Origin of the sequence: Modestobacter caceresii, assembly GCF_000761485.1 — a bacterium.
Taxonomy (GTDB): Bacteria; Actinomycetota; Actinomycetes; order Mycobacteriales; family Geodermatophilaceae; genus Modestobacter; species Modestobacter caceresii.
The window spans coordinates 37,805-55,759 of sequence record NZ_JPMX01000052.1 but is presented as its reverse complement, the minus strand read 5'-3'; the positions used below and the strand labels follow the sequence as shown (position 1 = coordinate 55,759).

The 17,955-nt window shown below is 73.3% G+C and carries 19 protein-coding genes; 10 read left to right on the top strand and 9 right to left on the bottom strand.

Features of this window, described 5'->3' with window-relative positions:
- Window positions 1-126: 126 nt before the first annotated feature.
- Both IN07_RS12205 and IN07_RS12200 read right to left on the bottom strand, forming a co-directional pair.
- Complete coding sequence (locus IN07_RS12205) at window positions 127-1,698, bottom strand: APC family permease (protein WP_197058455.1); 1,572 nt, start codon at window positions 1,696-1,698, stop codon at window positions 127-129.
- Window positions 1,691-3,652, bottom strand: a complete 1,962-nt coding sequence (locus IN07_RS12200) for a primary-amine oxidase (protein WP_036336125.1) — start codon at window positions 3,650-3,652, stop codon at window positions 1,691-1,693. The genes IN07_RS12205 and IN07_RS12200 overlap by 8 nt, the downstream gene beginning before the upstream one ends.
- 220 nt (window positions 3,653-3,872) lie before the next feature.
- On the opposite strand from IN07_RS12200, the gene IN07_RS12195 reads away from it, so the two are divergent.
- Window positions 3,873-4,481, top strand: a complete 609-nt coding sequence (locus IN07_RS12195) for a hypothetical protein (RefSeq protein WP_036336123.1) — start codon at window positions 3,873-3,875, stop codon at window positions 4,479-4,481.
- 63 nt (window positions 4,482-4,544) lie between these two features.
- Here IN07_RS12195 and IN07_RS12190 read toward each other — a convergent pair whose 3' ends face one another.
- Window positions 4,545-5,192: a trimeric intracellular cation channel family protein gene (locus IN07_RS12190; RefSeq protein ID WP_036336121.1), complete on the bottom strand. Its 648-nt coding sequence runs from the start codon at window positions 5,190-5,192 to the stop codon at window positions 4,545-4,547.
- Between the two features lie 104 nt (window positions 5,193-5,296).
- Between IN07_RS12190 and IN07_RS12185 the strand changes: the two genes are divergently transcribed.
- The 3 genes from IN07_RS12185 to IN07_RS12175 are packed head-to-tail and all read left to right on the top strand — an operon-like array spanning window position 5,297 to window position 6,607.
- A complete protein-coding gene (locus IN07_RS12185) occupies window positions 5,297-5,755 on the top strand; it encodes a helix-turn-helix transcriptional regulator (RefSeq protein ID WP_036336120.1) in 459 nt (152 codons plus the stop codon).
- Complete coding sequence (locus IN07_RS12180) at window positions 5,752-6,162, top strand: VOC family protein (protein WP_036336119.1); 411 nt, start codon at window positions 5,752-5,754, stop codon at window positions 6,160-6,162. Before IN07_RS12185 ends, IN07_RS12180 begins: the two co-directional genes overlap by 4 nt.
- A gap of 40 nt (window positions 6,163-6,202) precedes the next feature.
- Window positions 6,203-6,607: a hypothetical protein gene (locus IN07_RS12175; RefSeq protein ID WP_036336118.1), complete on the top strand. Its 405-nt coding sequence runs from the start codon at window positions 6,203-6,205 to the stop codon at window positions 6,605-6,607.
- 59 nt (window positions 6,608-6,666) lie between these two features.
- On the opposite strand, the gene IN07_RS12170 is transcribed toward IN07_RS12175, so the two are convergent.
- Window positions 6,667-7,056 carry a GatB/YqeY domain-containing protein gene (locus IN07_RS12170; RefSeq protein WP_036336117.1) on the bottom strand — a complete coding sequence of 130 codons (390 nt, stop codon included), beginning with the start codon at window positions 7,054-7,056 and terminating at the stop codon, window positions 6,667-6,669.
- Between the two features lie 187 nt (window positions 7,057-7,243).
- Here IN07_RS12170 and IN07_RS12165 point away from each other — a divergent pair, with 187 nt between their 5' ends.
- Entirely contained in the window at window positions 7,244-8,818 is a 1,575-nt protein-coding gene (locus IN07_RS12165) for a phospholipase D-like domain-containing protein (RefSeq protein ID WP_081975360.1), read from the top strand.
- Between the two features lie 277 nt (window positions 8,819-9,095).
- Here IN07_RS12165 and IN07_RS12160 read toward each other — a convergent pair whose 3' ends face one another.
- Both IN07_RS12160 and IN07_RS12155 read right to left on the bottom strand, forming a co-directional pair.
- Window positions 9,096-9,767: a class I SAM-dependent methyltransferase gene (locus IN07_RS12160; protein ID WP_052091192.1), complete on the bottom strand. Its 672-nt coding sequence runs from the start codon at window positions 9,765-9,767 to the stop codon at window positions 9,096-9,098.
- 129 nt (window positions 9,768-9,896) lie between these two features.
- Entirely contained in the window at window positions 9,897-10,766 is an 870-nt protein-coding gene (locus tag IN07_RS12155; RefSeq protein WP_036336116.1) for an NmrA family NAD(P)-binding protein, read from the bottom strand.
- 87 nt (window positions 10,767-10,853) lie between these two features.
- Between IN07_RS12155 and IN07_RS12150 the strand changes: the two genes are divergently transcribed.
- Window positions 10,854-11,288, top strand: a complete 435-nt coding sequence (locus IN07_RS12150) for a MarR family winged helix-turn-helix transcriptional regulator (protein WP_231558224.1) — start codon at window positions 10,854-10,856, stop codon at window positions 11,286-11,288.
- A 248-nt stretch (window positions 11,289-11,536) separates the two neighbouring features.
- Here IN07_RS12150 and IN07_RS12145 read toward each other — a convergent pair whose 3' ends face one another.
- A complete protein-coding gene (locus tag IN07_RS12145; RefSeq protein WP_231558214.1) occupies window positions 11,537-12,250 on the bottom strand; it encodes a CDP-alcohol phosphatidyltransferase family protein in 714 nt (237 codons plus the stop codon).
- A gap of 393 nt (window positions 12,251-12,643) precedes the next feature.
- On the opposite strand from IN07_RS12145, the gene IN07_RS12140 reads away from it, so the two are divergent.
- A complete protein-coding gene (locus IN07_RS12140; RefSeq protein WP_036336113.1) occupies window positions 12,644-13,252 on the top strand; it encodes a carboxymuconolactone decarboxylase family protein in 609 nt (202 codons plus the stop codon).
- A gap of 412 nt (window positions 13,253-13,664) precedes the next feature.
- On the top strand, window positions 13,665-14,402 hold the full coding sequence (locus IN07_RS12135; RefSeq protein WP_036336111.1) for a GDSL-type esterase/lipase family protein: 738 nt from the start codon (window positions 13,665-13,667) through the stop codon (window positions 14,400-14,402).
- A 214-nt stretch (window positions 14,403-14,616) separates the two neighbouring features.
- On the opposite strand, the gene IN07_RS12130 is transcribed toward IN07_RS12135, so the two are convergent.
- Both IN07_RS12130 and IN07_RS12125 read right to left on the bottom strand, forming a co-directional pair.
- Entirely contained in the window at window positions 14,617-15,333 is a 717-nt protein-coding gene (locus IN07_RS12130; RefSeq protein ID WP_036336110.1) for a hypothetical protein, read from the bottom strand.
- A 73-nt stretch (window positions 15,334-15,406) separates the two neighbouring features.
- Complete coding sequence (locus IN07_RS12125; protein ID WP_036336108.1) at window positions 15,407-16,054, bottom strand: maleylpyruvate isomerase family mycothiol-dependent enzyme; 648 nt, start codon at window positions 16,052-16,054, stop codon at window positions 15,407-15,409.
- Between the two features lie 168 nt (window positions 16,055-16,222).
- Here IN07_RS12125 and IN07_RS12120 point away from each other — a divergent pair, with 168 nt between their 5' ends.
- Both IN07_RS12120 and IN07_RS12115 read left to right on the top strand, forming a co-directional pair.
- Window positions 16,223-17,155: an ABC transporter ATP-binding protein gene (locus IN07_RS12120; RefSeq protein ID WP_036336106.1), complete on the top strand. Its 933-nt coding sequence runs from the start codon at window positions 16,223-16,225 to the stop codon at window positions 17,153-17,155.
- Window positions 17,152-17,925 carry an ABC transporter permease gene (locus IN07_RS12115; RefSeq protein ID WP_036336104.1) on the top strand — a complete coding sequence of 258 codons (774 nt, stop codon included), beginning with the start codon at window positions 17,152-17,154 and terminating at the stop codon, window positions 17,923-17,925. Before IN07_RS12120 ends, IN07_RS12115 begins: the two co-directional genes overlap by 4 nt.
- Window positions 17,926-17,955: the final 30 nt, after the last annotated feature.

Sequence of the window (17,955 nt, the reverse complement as noted above, 5' to 3'; positions counted from 1 at the left end):
CCAGGCCAGCACCATCGCCGCCAGTCCCAGGGCGTGTGGCACCCACAGCACCGGCCGGTGGGGGAAGTGCCCGATCATCGCCAGTCCCGCACCCGCGCCGCAGACCACCAGATGAGCGGTCACGGCTCAGCCCACGACGTCGCGCAGCGCCGGGCGCTGGTCGGCGTCCCGGGAGAGCACCGCGCCGACCACCAGCCCGACCAGGAACAGCACGAAGGGCAGCAGCACCAGCGTCCAGCCGGTGGCGCTGAGCTGCCAGGCCGTCACGGCCGGGTCGACTCCCTCGGGGACGGTGCCGGCCAGCAGGCCGAACCGGCCGATCAGCAGGTAGAGCCCGGTGGCCAGGCCGAGGGCGGCGAGCACGGGTGCGGCCAGCGTCGACCACCAGTGGCCCCCGCGCCCCGTCCCGCGGAAGTGCACCAGGACGGCCAGGCAGACGAGGATCTCCACCAGCACGACCGAGATGACCGCCATCCCGGAGGACCAGTAGAAGAGGTTGAGCACCGGGTCCAGGCCGGCGAGGGCGAAGACCACGATGACCGCGCCGGTGAGGACGCTGGTCACGATCGCCCCGATGCCGGGGGCGCCGTGCCGGTTGGTGCTCTGCAGCGCCCCGGGGAAGACCCCGGCCCGGCCGAGGGAGAAGAAGTAGCGGGCGCTGCAGTTCTGGAAGGCCAGCAGCCCGGCGAACAGGCTGGAGAGCACCAGCCAGCTCATCACCGTGGCCAGCCAGTCGCCGACGTAGCTGGCGGCGACGGAGAACAGCACCGCTGCCGGGTCGGCCAGCGGCACGCCGTCCACCGAGGACTCCTCGAGCACCCGGGCGACGACGTCGTCGGTGCCCAGTCCGCTCACCACGGCCCAGGAGGCCGCCGCGAAGATGACGGTGATCAGCCCGACCGCGGCGTAGGTGGCCCGCGGCACGGTGCGCTCGGGGTCCTTGCTCTCCTCGCCGTAGATCGCGGTGGCCTCGAAGCCGATGTAGGAGGCGAACGCGAACGCCAGCGCGATGCCGGCCGAGCCGGCCAGGCCGCCCACGAAGACGTTCTGCGGGGCGAAGGACTCGACGAGGTTCGCCCCGTCGGGGCCGCCGCCCTCGAGCATGACGGCGACGGCGACGACGGCCAGGCTGAGCAGCTCCAGCACCATGAGCGTGCCGAGGACCTTGGCGCCGACGTCGACGCTGACCACCGAGAGGGCGAGCACCAGAGCCCAGGCGGCGAGCGTCCACAGCCACCAGGGGGCGTCGATGCCGAAGGTGGCGTCCATCTGCCCGGCCATCAGACCGCCGAAGAAGCCGTAGACCGCCAGCTGGATGGTCAGGTAGGCGAACACGGAGACGAACGCCGAGCCGACGCCGGCGGACAGGCCCAGGCCGCGGCCGACGTAGGCGAAGAACGCGCCGGTGTTGGTCACCACCCGGCTCATCGCCGAGAAGGCGGAGGCGAACACCAGCAGGGCGATCCCGACGGCGACGTAGGCGCCCGGGGCGCCGGCGCCGTTGCCGGCCGCGATGGCCACCGGCACGGCGCCGGTCATGCCGACCAGCGGGGCCGCGGCGGCGACGACGAAGAAGACGATGCCGAGGACGCCGAGCCGGCCGGACTTCAGCTGCTCGCCGTCGCTGCCCCGGCCGGCCGACCGGCCGGGGGAGGTCAGCGCGGTCGCGCCGTTCGAGGTGGTCGGGCGCTCACTCACCGGAGGCCTCCGCACCCGAGCAGGAGCTGGCGCCGCCGGTGCAGTGCGCGGAGGTCGAGGCCGGCACGTCGAGGGTGGGGTTCCGGTCGAAGAAGCCGAACGGCTTGAGCCGGAAGCCGGTGTAGTCGACGGGCATGATCGGCCAGTCCTCCGTCCGAGGCACGTGGGTGAGCCCGAAGGTGTGCCAGACGACCAGGTCCTGGCCGTCGATGTCCCGGTCGGCCGCGGCGTACTCCGGCAGCCCGGAGCCCCCGCTGTGCTGGTTGACGAAGTCCCCGGCCGCGTACCGCTCGGCGGCGTCGTAGCGGGTCACCCACAGGTGCCGGGTGGCGAACGCCGCCCGCCGGGCGATCGAGGAGTCCGGGTCCGACAGCAGCGTCGGCAGGCCCTCCGGGAACAGGGCGTAGCCGACGGGCTGGCCGACGTGGTTGAGCCGCTCGGGGTTGACGACGTGCCAGACACGGTTGGTGGCCGGGGACGCGTCGCGCTGGGCCGCGGACTCGGTGGCCAGGGTGGTGCAGGAGGTGGTGAACGCGTTGCCGCGCTGGTTGTCCGGCCCCATCGGGAGGCGGACGACGTCCACCTCGTCGACCCGGTTGGCGATGCCGTCGACCGTCATGTCCAGGCGGGCGCTGAACAGGTGCTGGTGCAGCGGTGCGCCCAGCCCCGGGGCGATCTGCGAGGCGTAGGGGTAGTCGCCGCCGGCGTGCGCGGAGGTGAAGACGACGCCGGTCGCCTTGGCCTCGAACTCGATGGTGCCGTCGAGGTAGAGGTACCAGTAGAAGCCGTAGTCGTAGTTGCCCACGGTGGTGAAGAAGGAGACCACCAGCCGCCGCTGCCGGCGGGTCTGCTGCGATCCGCTCCACAGGTCGGTGTGCTTCCAGAGGATCCCGTAGTCCTCCTCATGGATGCAGACCGCGTTGGGCAGCGTGCGCGGGTTGCCCTGCTCGTCGGCGATGACGGCGTCCAGGTAGGTGATGTCGCCGAGGCAGTCGCAGCCGAGCTCGAGGGCGTTGGCGTAGCGGCCGACCAGGTACTCGCCGGTGTCGAAGTAGTTCTGCCAGGAGCGCACCGGGTTGGGGTCGGCGTAGGGGACGACCATCTCGGCGATCGAGGCGCGGTAGACGATCGGCCGCACGCCGGTGCCCTCGTCGAACCCGATCTGGTGCAGCACGAGGCCCTCGCGGGTGTCGAAGCCGACGCGCAGCGACCACTTCTCCCAGGTGAGCACGTTGCCCTCCAGGGTCAGGCTCGACCCCTGGGGCTGGGTGATCTCGATCGGCTTCTGCGTGGTCCGCGGCGGGCCGCTGACCGCCGGGTCGTCGTAGTTGCCCGAGCCGGCGGGCACCGGGACGGCGCCGGTGTCGATGACCTGGTCGACGACCCGGTTGATCGTGTCGACGTAGGCCACCAGCCCGTCGATCGGGTGTGCCCAGGCGGAGTCCGTGGGCGTCTCCTGCAGGAACGCCAGGCCGCGCAGGACTCGCCGCCCCGCCTCGTCCGGGTACTCCTCGTAGGCGCCGGCCGACAGGGGGGCCACCCGGACCTGGGCGACGTCCAGGTCCCGGGCCGCCAGGGCGGCCAGCCACCGCTCGTCGGTGGACAGCAGCTGCTCGACCAGCTCGAACTCCTCGTCCAGCACCGGGAGCTGGCCGGAGGTGGCGGTGTCCAGCTCGACCGCTGAGACGACCTCGCCGGCGGTCGCGTCGACCACCACGTCGCTGGAGACCTGCGACGCCAGGTCCAGGAGCAGGACCCGGAAGCGCCGGGTGACCGGCTGCCCAGGACGGTGCGCCAGCACCTCCTGCTTGGGCGGTTCCTGCAGGCCGACGTAGACGAAGCGGGTGCTGTCGGCGACCAGGCCGGCCGCGGCGGTGATCCGCCGTACCTCTTCGATCTCCGCGGGCTGGACGGGGTCCAGGGGATGGGTCAGCTGGAGCTGGGTGGTGGTCATGGCTGCACCTCGGAACGTCTACGGATGTTGACGAATGCGGGTGCGCGGCGAGGGGGGTGGCCGCGCGGTGTGGCGGACAGAGTGCCCCAGGTCACGTTTTAACAGAAGACCCTCATGTGACGTTCAGGTCAACTCGTGGCCTCGGACGCCAGCGCGGGCTCACAGTGAGCGCATGGTGAGCGCCCAGTCGGTCACCAGATCCGCACAGACGCTCACTGACATGAACACATCCCGCCCCCAGCGCCTGCTCGTCGCCGGAGTCCTCGCCTCCCTGCTGTTCGGGACGGCGGCCTGCGGTGGCAGCACGGAGTCCACCGCGAGCGCCGCTGCGACGTCCTCTGTCTCGGCCTCGGCGGCCGACACCACCAGCACCACCACCGACAGCACCACCGAGAGCCCGACCCTGGAGAGCCTGGTGGCGGAGGTGGCGGGCCAGTTCCAGCAGTTCACCTACACCGACCCGGACACCGGCACGACGATGTCCTACAACCTGGTGGGGGAGAACTTCATCTACACCGCCGCCGCCGGTGACGCCAACGCCTCCGGTGGTCAGGCCGACGTGCAGGCGATGCTGGATGCGGCGGGCGTCGACTACAGCGCGGTCACCGAGTGGAACGCGACCTGGTCGGCCGATGAGCTGGAGGCGGCGGCCGCCGAACTGCTCGCCGAGGGCAGCAGCATCAACTTCGCCACCTTCGCCGAGGGCACCGTCCTCGAGGCGAACGGCTCGGCCTCCGGCCCGATGAACAGCGAGCACATGGCGTCCTTCCAGCCCGCGTACGATATCGCGGCCCTGCGCGACTGGCTGTTCACGCAGACCAGCGGCTGACGTCCAGGGCCCGGCTCGACCACCTCGTCGAGCCGGGCCCTGGACGTGAGCGCACCCGGTCGGTCAGCCGCCGTGCGGGCGCTGCGCGCGCGGCGTCCGGGGCATCGGTGCGTTCCACCCGAACCGGACACCGAGCATCCGGACGGTGAAGCAGAGGACCGCCGCGCCGACGGCGGTGGCCACCCCGTACGCGTCGAGCCGGATGGCCACCACGGTGGCCGTCGCTCCGAGCAGCGCCGGGATCGCGTACAGGCCGCTGCGGAACACCGACGGCACCTGTCCGATCAGGACGTCGCGCAGCGTGCCGCCACCCACGCCGGTGAGCGCACCGAGCAGCACCGCCTGCGCCGGGCCGAGTCCCAGGGCGAGGGCCTTGGCGGCGCCGGTGACCGCGAACAGGCTCAGTCCCGCGGCGTCCAGCACCGTGATCGGGGTGTTCAGTCGGTCCAGCCCGGGCCCGAAGACGAACGCCACCAGCCCGCCGACGGCGGCCACCGCCAGGTAGCGCCAGTCGCTGAACGTCGCCGGCGGCAGGCTGCCGAGCAGGACGTCCCGGATGATCCCGCCCCCGAGGGCCGTGGTCATCCCCAGCGTGACGACGCCGACGATGTCGAGCCGGGTCACCCGCAGCGCGGTCAGCGCACCGTTCAGCGCGAAGGCGAACGTCCCGACGAGGTCGAGGGTGAGCAACAGCGTCGCCTCGGTGCTCACCGGCCGGTTCTACCAACACGCTCCCGGCCCGCTGCGGCGGGGCCACCGCAGCCTCCTGCGCCGGGAGGCTTGTGCTGTCCCGGCGCGTCCCTACGATCTTGGTCATGGCCGGTGGACCCGTCTCCGAGCAGCGTCTGGCCGACCTGGTGCTGCTGCGCCGGGTCCGGGACCGGATCGACCGCGAGTACGCCCAGCCACTGGACGTCGACGCGCTCGCCCGCGGGGTGCACGTGTCGGCCGGGCACCTGAGCCGGGAGTTCAAGCGGGCCTACGGGGAGTCGCCGTACGCCTACCTGATGACCCGGCGGATCGAGCGGGCGATGACGCTGCTGCGCCGGGGCGACCTCAGCGTGACCGAGGTCTGCTTCGCCGTCGGCTACGGGTCGCTGGGCACCTTCAGCACCCGCTTCACCGAACTGGTCGGGATGCCCCCGAGCGTCTACCGCGAGCAGGCCGTCCGGGGGAGCGCGGGGATCCCGCCGTGCCTGGCGAAACAGGTGACCAGACCGGTCAGGAATCGAGAAGCCCGGGCGCCGGTGCCGGCCCTAGCGTCGACGCCATGAACCTGACCATCCACTATGCGTTCCTGCCGCACACCGACCCGGAGGCCTCGCTCGCCTTCTACCGCGACGTCCTGGGCTTCGAGGTCCGCAACGACGTCGGCTACGAGGACATGCGCTGGATCACCGTCGGTCCCGCCGGCCAGCCGCAGACCTCCGTCGTCCTTCACCCGCCGGCCGCCGACCCCACCATCACCGAGGACGAGCGCCGCACCGTCCTGGAGCTGATCGCCAAGGGCAACTACGCCGCACTCACCCTGGGCACCGACGACCTCGACGGCACCTTCGGCAAGATCGAGGCCAGTGGCGCCGAGGTGCTCCAGGAGCCGACGGACCAGGACTACGGCGTCCGCGACTGCGCCTTCCGCGACCCGACGGGCAACCTGATCCGGATCAACCAGCTGAGCTGAGCCGTCGCTGGACGGCCCGGGCGCCCTACCGTGCGGGGGCATGGTGCAGCGATCGACGCTCCTGGCCGTCTCGGCGACCCAGCTGGCCGCTCAGCTGGCCGGTCACGTCGTCGCGCTGCGCCGCCGCCGGCACTGCGACGTCCCCTTCCTGGTGGGGAGCCCGGACCACCTCGTCCGGGACTGGCTCTGGTTCGGCACGGCCTTCAGCGCACCGCCGTACCTGCTCGGGCCGCAGGTCTGGGCGACCGCCCGGCTGCTCCGCGGGCCGGACGACCGGGCCCGCTGGGTGCTCCGGTGGCCCGGCACCGGGCTGACGTTCGGCTACCTGAGCGAGCGCTGCACCCGCCTCCGGGTCAGTCCGGGCGGGTTCGACCCGGTCGAGACCCCGGTGGTGGTGGCCGGGTGGGGGTGCGCGGTGGCCATGGCGGTCCTCGCCCGCCGCTGACGGCCGGTCGACCGCGCAGCCGGGCGGCGAGCCGGGCCGCCTGGCACGGAGGGGTGCGGTCACCCGTCGGCGAGGTGGTCGAGCACCTCGGCCTCGCGCCGGAGCCGGCCGGCGGCCTCGTGCTGCCCGAGGGTGTCGTAGCGGTCGGCCTCGGTCCGGCGCTCCGCGATCTCTGCGCGCAGGAGGGCGCGGACGTCGCCGATCGACAGGGCGCGGCGGTCCGCCTCGGTGGAACCGACCCCGGTCCGGGTGCCGGCGAGGTGTGCGTTCGTGGCGCCGGTCGCGGTCCCCGGCGCGACGACGGCCTCGGCGTTGTCGATCGCGGCCAGGGCACTGCGGAGCGCGGCGACGGCGTCGGCCCGGCGCGACCTCATCGCGGTCACGAGTTCCGTGCGCAGCGCCGGGCGCAGCGACCGCACGTCGTCCGTGGCGTCGGTGTCCCCGTCCATCGGTCCTCCTGCCTCTCGGAGTGGTCCACGGTCGCGCCGCAGCCGGTCAGGAGCACCCTCGCAGCCGACGGGCCGATCAGCAGCCGAGTTCTGCTGCCGCGGGACGGCGGCGCTGCGCGGCCGTGTCCCCGGTTCGAGGGAGTCGGTCCTTGGTGCCGTGCGGGACGACGGGCACACTCCCGACGTGATGGACGACGGCCAGGCGACGACCGACCCCGACACCGACCCCGGCGTCGGGCTCCCCACCCCCCGTGGCGGGAACGCCGGACGGCCGGAGCAGGGCGCGCCCCTGCTGATCCCGGGGGAGACCTGCTGGCGGATCGAGCGGGCCACCCGCTTCGCCGTCTTCGTCGACGCGGCCGAGTACTTCGCCACCCTCAAGCGAGCCGTGCTGCGCGCAGAGCGGCGGGTGCTGTTCATCGGCTGGGACTTCGACCCGCGGATCCGCCTGGACCCGCTGGCCGGTGGCCGGCCGAAGGACGACCGGCTCGGGGCCGTGCTCGAGCAGGCGGTGGAGCAGAACCCGCAGCTGGAGATCGGCGTCCTCCAGTGGGACCTGGGCATGGTGCGCGCGCTCGGCCGCGGGCTGCAGCCGATCGTGCTGCTGGACCGGCGCACCTCCGACCGCCTCACCCTGGCCATCGACACCCACCACCCGGTCGGGGGCGCGCACCACCAGAAGATCGTGGTTGTCGACGACTGCCTGGCCTTCACCGGCGGCATCGACGTCACCGCCGACCGCTGGGACACCTGCGACCACGCCGACAGCAACCCGCACCGGCGGTCGCCGGCCGCCGGACGCGCGGAGGGCCGGCTCGCCGGACCGTGGCACGACGCGACCAGCATGCTGACCGGGCCCGCCGCTCGTGCCGTCGCCGAGCTCGCCCGTACCCGGTGGGAGAGCGGCACCGGGGAGCGGCTCGAGCCGCTGCCGGAGGGGCGGGAGTGCTGGCCCGCGGAGGTCGAGTCGCTGCTCACCGACGTCGACGTCGCGATCGCCCGCACCCGCCCGGAACACGCGGGCATGGAGCTGGTCCACGAGATCGAACTGCTGTGGCTCGCCGGCATCGCCGCGGCCCGTCGTTCGATCTACGTGGAGAGCCAGTACTTCGCCAGCCGCCGGATCGCCGAGGCGATCGCCGAGCGGTTGCGCGAGCCCGACGGCCCCGACGTCGTCGTGCTCAACCCGTGGACCGCTGACGGCTGGCTCTCGGAGAAGGCGATGGGCACGGCGCGCGCCCGGGTGCTGGAGCTGATCCGCGAGGCCGACGTCCACGACCGGTTCCGGCTCTACTGTCCGGTGACCGAGCAGCGCGAGCCGATCTACGTGCACGCCAAGGTGGCCGTCGTCGACGACCGCCTGCTGCGGCTGGGGTCCAGCAACCTGAACAACCGGTCGATGGGCCTGGACACCGAGTGCGACCTGGCGATCGAGGCGGTGGAGGGACAGCCGGGGGCCGACCGGGTGGCCGCGACCATCGTCGACTTCCGGCACCGGCTGCTGGCCGAGCACCTGGCGTGCACGCCCGACGAGGTCGCCGCCGCGATCACCGACACCGGCTCGCTCGTGCGCGGCATCGAGCGGCTGCGCCGGCCGACCGGCCGCTCGCTGGTGGTGTTCGAGCCGCCGGAGCTCGGCACGGTCGACCGCGCGCTGGCCGAGTCCGAGGTGATGGACCGGGAGAAGACGCCGAACCGGTGGCGCCGGGTGGAGCGGTTCTTCGCCCGCCGCCGTCGGCCGCGCAACCGCGTGCGCGCCTGACCGTGCGGGCGTCTGCGCAGGCCGGGACATGGACCGGGCCGATGCTGGGTAGTGGCTGGTCCAGTCGACCCGGAGGAGGAACAGACATGGGGATCGTGTCCGGACTGATCAAGGCGAACCTGCTCAAGCGACTCCTCGGCCGTCTCACCGGCCGCCGTCGCACGAACTGAGCAGCTCGACCGGCTCCGCCGGTCTGACCTGACCAGACGATCCAGCCCCCACGGCATGCCTGCCGTGGGGGCTGGATCGTCCGGGGCCCCTTCGCGCCCGGAACTGGTCAGGCGCGTCGTGTGGCGCGCACGACGACGTCCCGGAGGCTCCTCGTGCGGCCGTCGGGAGCATTGAGCGTGCGCTGCAGCTCCTCGGCGGTGACGACGTCCCACTCCGCGTCGCCGAGCCGGGCGGTGACGACGGCGGCGGTGACCGACGCGTCCGCGGGCGGCTGGTGGCCCTCCTCCTGGGCGGCGTGGGCGTGCAGGTGCCCGACGACGAGCAGGGTGCCGCCAGGGGCCACCCACCCGGCGATCCGGTCGTAGAACTCCAGCTGTGGCATGGCCGGATGGGCGTAGGAGGTCGTGACCAGGTCGAACTGCGTGTCCGGCGCCCAGCTGCTCAGGTCGGCCTGCAACCACCGCACGCGCTGGGCGACCCCGCTCGATGCCGCCCGGTCAGCGGCGCGGGCCAGTGCCGCGGCCGAGATGTCGGCTGCGGTGACCTGCCAGCCGTGCGCGGCGAGCCACAGCGCTTCGGCGCCCGCGCCGCACCCTGCGTCCAGGGCCGTCCCCGGCACCAGCACGCCGACCTCGCGGGCCAGGTGCGGGTTCGGCGGGATGCTGTGCACCGCTTCGGGGCCGGCGGCCCGGCCCTGCCAGTGCTCCTCCCAGTACGCCTCGTCGAAGTCGTGGCCGGCTGGGTCGCCGCCCTCTCGCCGTACTGCCTGCTCGGACATGTCCTGGTCCTCCCCGTCGGTGTGCCCTGGGCACGATGGCCCGGTATCCGACGCTGACGCAAAGATCCTTGCCGGAACGGCAAGTGGCCGGCTGAACGTGGTCGAGCAGACTGACGCCCCGGACCGGGGTCAGGCGGCGCGCCGCAGGACGGGTAGCGCGTCGGCGAGGAAGCTCTCCAGGCTTCGGGCCGGACGCCCGGTCACGCGCTGGACGGCGTCGGTCACGACGGCGAAGCTGCCGGCCTGCACGCGCTCGAACGTCACTGCGGTGATCTCCCGCTCGAAGCCCTCGGTGCCGGCCAGCGCCTGGTCGATGGTGATCTCCCGGTGGGTCATGGGGCGCCCGGTGGCCCGGGAGATCAGCTCCGCGGTGCGGGGCAGCGAGAGCGCCGCCGGACCGGTGAGCTCGTACACCTGACCGGCGTGCCCCTCGTCGAGCAGTGCTCGCTCGGCCACGGCGGCGATGTCCCGGGCGTCGATCCACGCGAGGCTCGCGCCCCCACTGGCGAACGGCAGCTCGTCGGTGCCGGTGAGCTGGTCGAGGTAGAAGCGCGGGTCGGTGAGCACCTGCATGAACCAGCTCGGCCGCAGCACCGTCCAGCTGTGGCTGCCGGTGCGCACCGCCCGTTCGGCCCGCGGCGCCCACCCGGCCGGCCCGGTGTGGTCGGCGTCCTGCTCCGACAGCAGGACGATGTGCGCCGGGGGCGGCGTCACCTCGAGCAGCGCGCCGATCAGCTCCGGCGCGTCCGCGCGATCGGGCCGGACGACGAAGAGCGCGTCGACGCCGTCGGTCGCCGCGGGCCAGCCGGCCGGCCGGTCCCAGGAGAACTCGGTCGGCCAAACCCCGGCGACGTCCACCGTCTCCGGGTTGCTGCTGCCGCCCAGCACCTCGACGCCCGGCCGGGCCACGAGCAGCTCCGCCAGTGGGGTGCCGGTCTTCCCGCGCACCCCGGTGACCAGGACGCGGGTGGTCGCCGTGCTCCCGTGTTCGACCGCCATCTGGATCTCCTCCGATTGATTGAGTCACTCAAGTTCCTGCTGTCATGGTGGCACGACTACTTCAGTCCATCAAGTAACCTGGGCGCCGTGGCAGACGACGAGAGCGCGCTGCAGCAGCAGGTGTGGGACTTCGTGTACGCCTACGACGCGGCGTACGACCGCGCGGCGCAGGCGGTCGGGTTGAGCGCTGCCCAGGCCTGCCTGCTCGGCCAGCTGACCGTGGGGGAGCGGTCGATGGGGGAGCTCGCCGTCGAGCTGCTCTGCGACCCGTCCAACGTCACCCAGCTCGTCGCCCGGCTGGAGGCCCGCGGACTGGTGACCCGGGTGCCCGACCCGGCGGACCGGCGCGTCAAGCAGGTCTCGATCACCCCGGCCGGGCGCCGCGAGCACCGCGCCGTCCGGCGTGCCTTCGACTTCCCCGACGACCGGCTCGGCCGCCTGGACGAGGGGGAGCAGCTGCAGTTGTCCTCGCTGCTGGCGAAGCTGTTGGATCGTCCCGGCCAAGCTGCGGCAGGAGGGTGAGAGCCCGCCGCCCCGGACCGAGGAATCCGCTCGTGACGGGGTCGTGACCGAAGGGATCGACCAGTACGACAGCGCCGCTCGGCGTCGGTGCCGTGGCGGCCGGGGCCACCGACAGGGCAGCCCGGCAGGCGCCGGGGACGGCGGTGCGGGTCGTGCACGCGGAGGGGCGCTCCGGCCAGAGCAGGCGGGAAGAGTCCCGTGCAGCAGTGTCCGGCGGTCGACGTCCGGGGTGCAGCAGCGGACGGCGGTCAGGGCGTGCCGGCGTCCACCCGTGTCTCGGCACGGCCCGCACGACCGCGCCGGCGGCGCCTGGCAGCAACGGTGAGGTAGCCGCTGACCGCCAGGTAGTACACGAGGTAGGCGAGTGAGACGGTCACCACGATCGGGTCCACGGACGGGAACTGGAGGAGGAGCAGCGCATACGTGCCGATCCAGATCGCGGTGAGCACCAGGCTGAGGGGTCTGAACGTCTGAGTGCGTGAGGGGTACAGGTAGCGCACCGGCACGAACACCAGGATCGAGCAGACGACCAGGATGGTCGCGACGGTGACCCGGTCGAGTTCGAGCACGATGACGTAGAAGGCGACGACGTTCCAGTAGCTGGGGAACCCGAGGAACGTGTGGTCCTCGGTCTTCGCGTCCACCCGGCAGAACTGGTAGCTGGAGGAGAGCAGCGGCAGGGCGGCCAGCACCCACCCGGACGCGCCATCCGGCAGGGCCCCGGTCGTCCAGAGGAGGACCACGGGGGCGAAGACGTAGGTCAGGTAGTCGACGATGTCGTCGAGGCGGGCGCCGTCGAACCAGGGGATGGTCTCCTTCACCCGCGCGCCGCGGGCGAGCATCCCGTCCGTGCCATCGACGACGAGTGCGACCAGGCCGATCCAGAGGGCCATGACCACGTGACCGTCGAACGCAGCCAGCACGATGAGCAGCGCGAGCACGGAGCCGCTCGCTGTGTACACGTGCACGAGTGCGCCTGCCAGGCGCCGACTCAAGGAGAACAACTGCGGCCAACCGCCTCTGGGTCCGGGGACGGAGCGGAGCCGGTGACCCCGTCCGGGTGGCGTGTCCTGCAACGGGGACCTTTCCATGTCCGCGGCTCGTCGGCCGGATGACCGTGTCGCGCAGGCCGGATCGTCCGCTCTCGCAGGGGCGGCGGGTGCGGAGTCGGCGCCAATGTGGCCCAGACCGCGCCCCTCCCACTCGCGATCCACGTCCTGACTCCGTCCGCGTCCGCGGCGTGACCGGATCAGAGTCGCGGAAGGGACCGCCGTCCTCGGTGGCTGGCGCTCGTCAGACCACGCCGAACATCCCTCAGCGCTAAGGTTTCGCTGTCGACGTGGAGGGAGTGGCTGATGTCGAGGATCCAGCCGCTGCGGCGGGAGGACCTGCCGCAGTACGAGGAGACCTTCCAGGCGGTGGAGAACGCGTTGGGGGTACTGCCCAACAGCACGCTGACGATGGCCCGTCATCCGGAGGTCATGGCGGCCTTCGCCCGGCTCAATGCGGTGGTGATGGCTGATGGCCGGGTGGGTGGTGTGCTCAAGCAGCTGGTCGCCACGATCGTGTCTGCTGCCGCAGGCTGTTCCTACTGCCAGGCACACACCTCCCATGTGGCCGAGCAGCGAGGAGCCGATGCCGAGAAGCTGGCCGCTGTGTGGGAGTTCGAGGCCAGCCCGCTGTTCACCGAGGCGGAGCGGGCCGCGCTGCGCGTCGCGCGGGGGGCCGGACTGACACCGAACGCGGTCACCGACCAGGACATGGTCGCGCTACGGCGCCACTTCGACGACGAGCAGGTCGTCGAGATCGTTGCTGTGATCGCCAACTTCGGGTTCCTGAACCGGTGGAACGACACCATGGCCACGGAGTTGGAGCGCTCGCCGCTGAGCTGGGCCGGTGAGCACCTGCAGGACCACGGGTGGTCGGCGGGCAAGCACTCGAGCCGGACGCCGGAGGCCCCCTGAGGGCCGCCGCCCCACCGACGGTCCGCTACCGGGAGCGAGAGGTGGTCGTCGCCGCCGACTGCTCGCCGCCCTCACCAGGCTGGCACCGGTGCGGGCGGCGACGGCGATGTCCGCAGCCGTCTTCGGGATCTGGCACATCCGTCCCACGATCAGCGCCCTGGCGGCGAACGACCTCGCCGGGGGCCGGTCCTCCGAGCCGGGGCCGTGCTGTTCGCGTGCGTGTTCACCGGCGCCGCCGGAGTCCTGTTCGCCTGGCTCCGGTTGCGCAGCGTGAGCCTGCTCGCGCCCATGCTGCTCCGCCCGGCCACGAACAGCCTGGGCACCCTGGCTGGGCGGTCGCGCACCGCATCGGCTGAGGGCAGCCCGGGTCCACCGAGAGGCGGCCTCGCGACGCCGAGCGGACGATGGCCGGATGGCGGACGCCGCAGCCCACTACGTCGCGCTCGGCGACTCGATCTCCATCGACGACTACTCCGGCGGACCAGGCCGCGGCGGGGCCAGCCTGCTCTTCGCCAACCGCGATGACGACTTCCCCGAGTGGCGGGGGCGCGACCTGCGCACCGCCGACCCGAGCACGGTGTTCTCCCTGCTCGCCACGGACGGCGCGACCACGCGCACGCTCCTGGACACCCAGCTCGCCAGGTTCGCGCAGCTCCGCGTGCGCCCCACCCTCGTGACCATGTCCATCGGGGGCAACGACCTCCTGGGGGCGTACGGGGACACAGCGGCCGCGCGCCAGGTGATCACCCGGGTCCAGACCGCCCTGGCGCACGCGCTGCCCCAGATCGCCGGACGCCTGGCCCCGTCCGGCCGGATCGTCGTCGGCACCGTCTACGACCCGAGCGACGGCACCGGTGACGCCGCACGGCTGGGCCTGCCGCCCTGGGCGGAGGCGGTGGCGATGATCGAGGAGCTCAATGACGGCCTGCGAGCCGTGGCGGCCCACCATGGCGCCGCCGTGGCCGAGATCGCCGATCTCTTCCACGGTCACGGGTTGCTCGCCGGCGACCCGGCACGGCGGGAGCCGCGCCCCGCCGGGCGTGGCCTGTGGTTCTGCGATCTGATCGAGCCCAACGCGTGGGGGGCCAGTGCGGTGCGAGCGGCCTTCTGGACGGCGCTCCAGGCGGTCGCACCCACCCCCGGTCAGTGACCGCTGGGGTCGCCTCCGCTCCGGACGGCGACCCGAGGCCTGCTCGCCGGACTCTCAGTCCACGTAGGAGAAGCAGGCGTCTGGCTCCTCGACCACCTGGTGCGGCGGTCCTGCCGGGGGACGGCCTCGACGCGCACCAGCGGTGGATGATGGCCGCCATTGCGATCCGGCCGGCCGGTGGGTCCGACCGGGCCGGATCACAGCGACTGGCCGCTCACCGCTGGGTGGGCTCCCGGGCTGGGGGCGTCGGGTGCGTGGTCGGGGACAGCGGCGGCACCACCGGCGGGGATGTGAGCTCCTGGTAGGCGGTCGTGTGCGCACGCAGCGCGGTGACCGCGTCGGCGACCTCGGTGGTCGGCCGCCTGGTCGCCGACGCCACCCGCTCCGCCTGCCACACCGCGTCGCAGACGTCGGCGAGCGTGTCGAGGTGGGCCCGGGCCTCCAGCTCCAGGTCGTCCCGGGCGGTCGGCTCGGGCACCAGCGCCCGTTGCCGCAGGCGCTGCTCCAACCGGTTGCCCTCGGCCTCCAGCGACGGCATCAGGTCCGGTATCTCGCCGAGGTGGGCGCCGGCGGCTTGCGCGGTCGCCACCTGGCGACGCAGCCGATCCCGGGCGCGGCAGACCTCGAGCTGCAGTTCCGCACAGGAGCGCCGCTGCCCCGGGGGCAGGCGGCGGGCCGCGACGGCGGTGGCGCCCTGCATGCCCAGCTCACGGCTGCGTGCGGCGATCTCCCGGCTCCGGGCCACCAGAGGGCTGCGCCGGACCCGCCGGACGACCAGCCACCCGGCGAGCACGGCGATCAGCAGGAGAGTCACGAGCACGCCACCGAGGACGGCGATCACCGTGGGGTCCAGCGAGAGCAACCAGGTCACCTCGTCGTCGGCCCGCACGTCCAGGGCACCGGCGGGGCCGGTCGGCAGCGGGGTGGTCATGGCGCTCCTCGTCCAGGGCGGTGTGCCGGCTCCGAGGACAACGTACCCACGCGGTCCGGCGGTTCCCAGCGGCTCAAGGACGTGCGCACCGATCTCGCAGCACACGCACGCCGGGGCCGGTCAGGTCCTCGCAGAAGGCCGCGCGCCCGGCCATGGCCATCGTCAGCGCCAGGGTCGTGCCGGTGACCAGCGGGCCAGCTCCCGCTGCGAAGGGCCCGTCGTCGGCCTGGAGGCGCAGGCCGGCGGCGGCCGTGCGGCTGTTCACGGCGAAGTCCCGGGCGGCGTAGAAGCGGGCGACCTCGGTGACCACGGGTACCGGGGGCCGGCCGGGCAGACCGAGCGGGCGGCGGACGTCCTGGGCGTGGACGACGACCTCGCCGAGCCAGGCGGCGGTGTGCCCGGACGGGGCGGTGGTGCTGTCGACGACCGTGCGGAAGCGCTGCAGCGTCTCGGTGGGGGTGGAGCCGAGGTGCTCGGTCAGCCGTCGGGCGTTGTGCACGTCGGCGTCGAAGCGCGCACCGATCATGCTGACCAGCCAGCGTGCCCGCCCGGTGCTGGCCGCTGCGCTCAGGTGGGCCACCACCTCCTGGACGCTCCACCGCCCGCACAGCGAGGGCTGCGTCCACTGCGCCTCGTCCAGCTCGGCCAGGTCGTCGGCCAGGGCGGCGCGCTCGGCGTGGGCCGCCGCCCACAGGCGCTCGGGGGTGGTGGTGTCGGGCACAGGGGTCTCCAGTCAGATCGGTCGGCGCTGCCCCTTCGACCCGGCCGGGTCGCGGAAGTCATCGCTGCCCGCCATCGCGCCGGAGAGCCGCTCCGGGCGCCGATCGGTGGAGATGGTTCCAGCCGGTCGGTCGATGGCACGGCGCGGCACCGTTGCCAGTGTCGTGCCATGCCGCTCATCGAGGTCCGCGACCTCCGCAAGACGTACCGCTCCGCCGTGGCCGTCGAGCACGTGGACCTCGACGTGCACGACGGCGAGATCGTCGGTGTGCTGGGGCCCAACGGCGCCGGCAAGACGACGACGGTCGAGTGCATCGCCGGGCTCACCCGTCCCGACCACGGCACGGTCCGCGTGGCCGGGCACGTGCCCTGGCAGGACCGGCGCGCCGTCACCCGCGTGCTGGGCGTGCAGCTGCAGAGCTCCGGGCTGCAGGCCAAGCTCACCGCCCGTGAGGCGGTGGCCATGGTGGCCGCCTTCCACGACGACCCCGCTGATCCGGTCGAGCTCATCGAGCGCCTCGGCCTGCGGCAGGTCGCGGACGCCCGGTACGCCCACCTCTCCGGTGGCCAGCAGCAGCGGCTGGCGATCGCCACCGCCCTCGTCGGCCGGCCCCGGGTGGTGCTGCTCGACGAGCTGACCACCGGCCTGGACCCGGAGGCCCGCCGGGACACCTGGCAGCTGGTGCGCGAGGTCCGCGACGGCGGCACCACGGTCGTGCTGGTCACCCACCTGATGGAGGAGGCCCAGCAACTCTGCGACCGGATCGCCGTCATGGCCGCCGGCCGCGTCGTCGCCGAGGGGACGCCCGAGCAGGTGGTCGCCCGCTCGGCGAACTCGACGGTCATGTCCTTCACCGTTCCCGCCGACGTCCTCGCCGCGGCGGCGCTGTCCGGGTTGCCCGGTGTCGGTGGGGTCGAACGGCGTGGTGACCGGCTCGAGGTCGTCGGCACCGACGACGGCGTCCTCGCGGTGCTCCACGCACTGCAGACCCGCGGCGTGGAGCCGGTCGGCCTGCGGGTCTCGGCCACCACCCTCGACGACGCCTACCTCGACCTCGTCCGCCGCCAGGATGCGGCCCCCACCTTGCAGGAGTCCGCGTGACCGCCACCCGCCCCACCGGCAGCCGTCGGGCCCGCCCGGGCCGGGCCGTCCTGGCCACCGAGACCCGGCTGTTCCTGCGCGAGCCCGGCTCGCTCTTCTGGATCCTGATGTTCCCCACTCTGCTGCTGGTCGTCCTCGGCCTCGTCCCGGGGTTCGACGAGCCGTCGGCGGAGTTCGGCGGGGTCAGCTTCGTGGCCGCCTACGTGCCGGTCTCCTGCCTGCTGGCCGCGATCATGGCCGGGGTCACGGCGATGCCGGCGGTGATCAGCGCCTACCGGGAACGCCAGGTGCTGCGCCGGATCGCCACCACCCCGGCCCGGGCCGCGCACGTGCTCGGTGCCCAGGTCGCGCTGCACGCGGCCGCGGTGCTGGTGTCGGTGGGCCTCGTGCTCGCCGTCGGCCGGCTGGCGTTCGGCGTCCCGCTGCCCGCCGCCCTGCCGGCCTGGGCGCTGGCCTACCTGCTCGCCCTGGTCGCCGTCTTCGGCATCGGGGCGCTGGTGTCCGGGACGGCGCCCTCCTCCCGGGCCGCCTCGACCGTGGGCACCGTCGTCTTCTTCCCGCTCATGTTCACCGCCGGTGTCTGGTACCCGGTGAGCGCGATGAGCGGGCTCGTCCGCGACGTCGTGGCCGCGACGCCGACCGGCGCGGCAGCGCTGGCGTTGGACCGGGCCCAGGCCGGAGAGCTGCCGACGCTGCTGCAGGTGCTGGTCGTCGCCGGCTGGGCCGTCGTGCTGGCGGTCCTGGCGGTGCGATGCTTCCGCTGGCAGTGAGCTCCGGGCAGTGCAGGCTGTGGGAGGGGA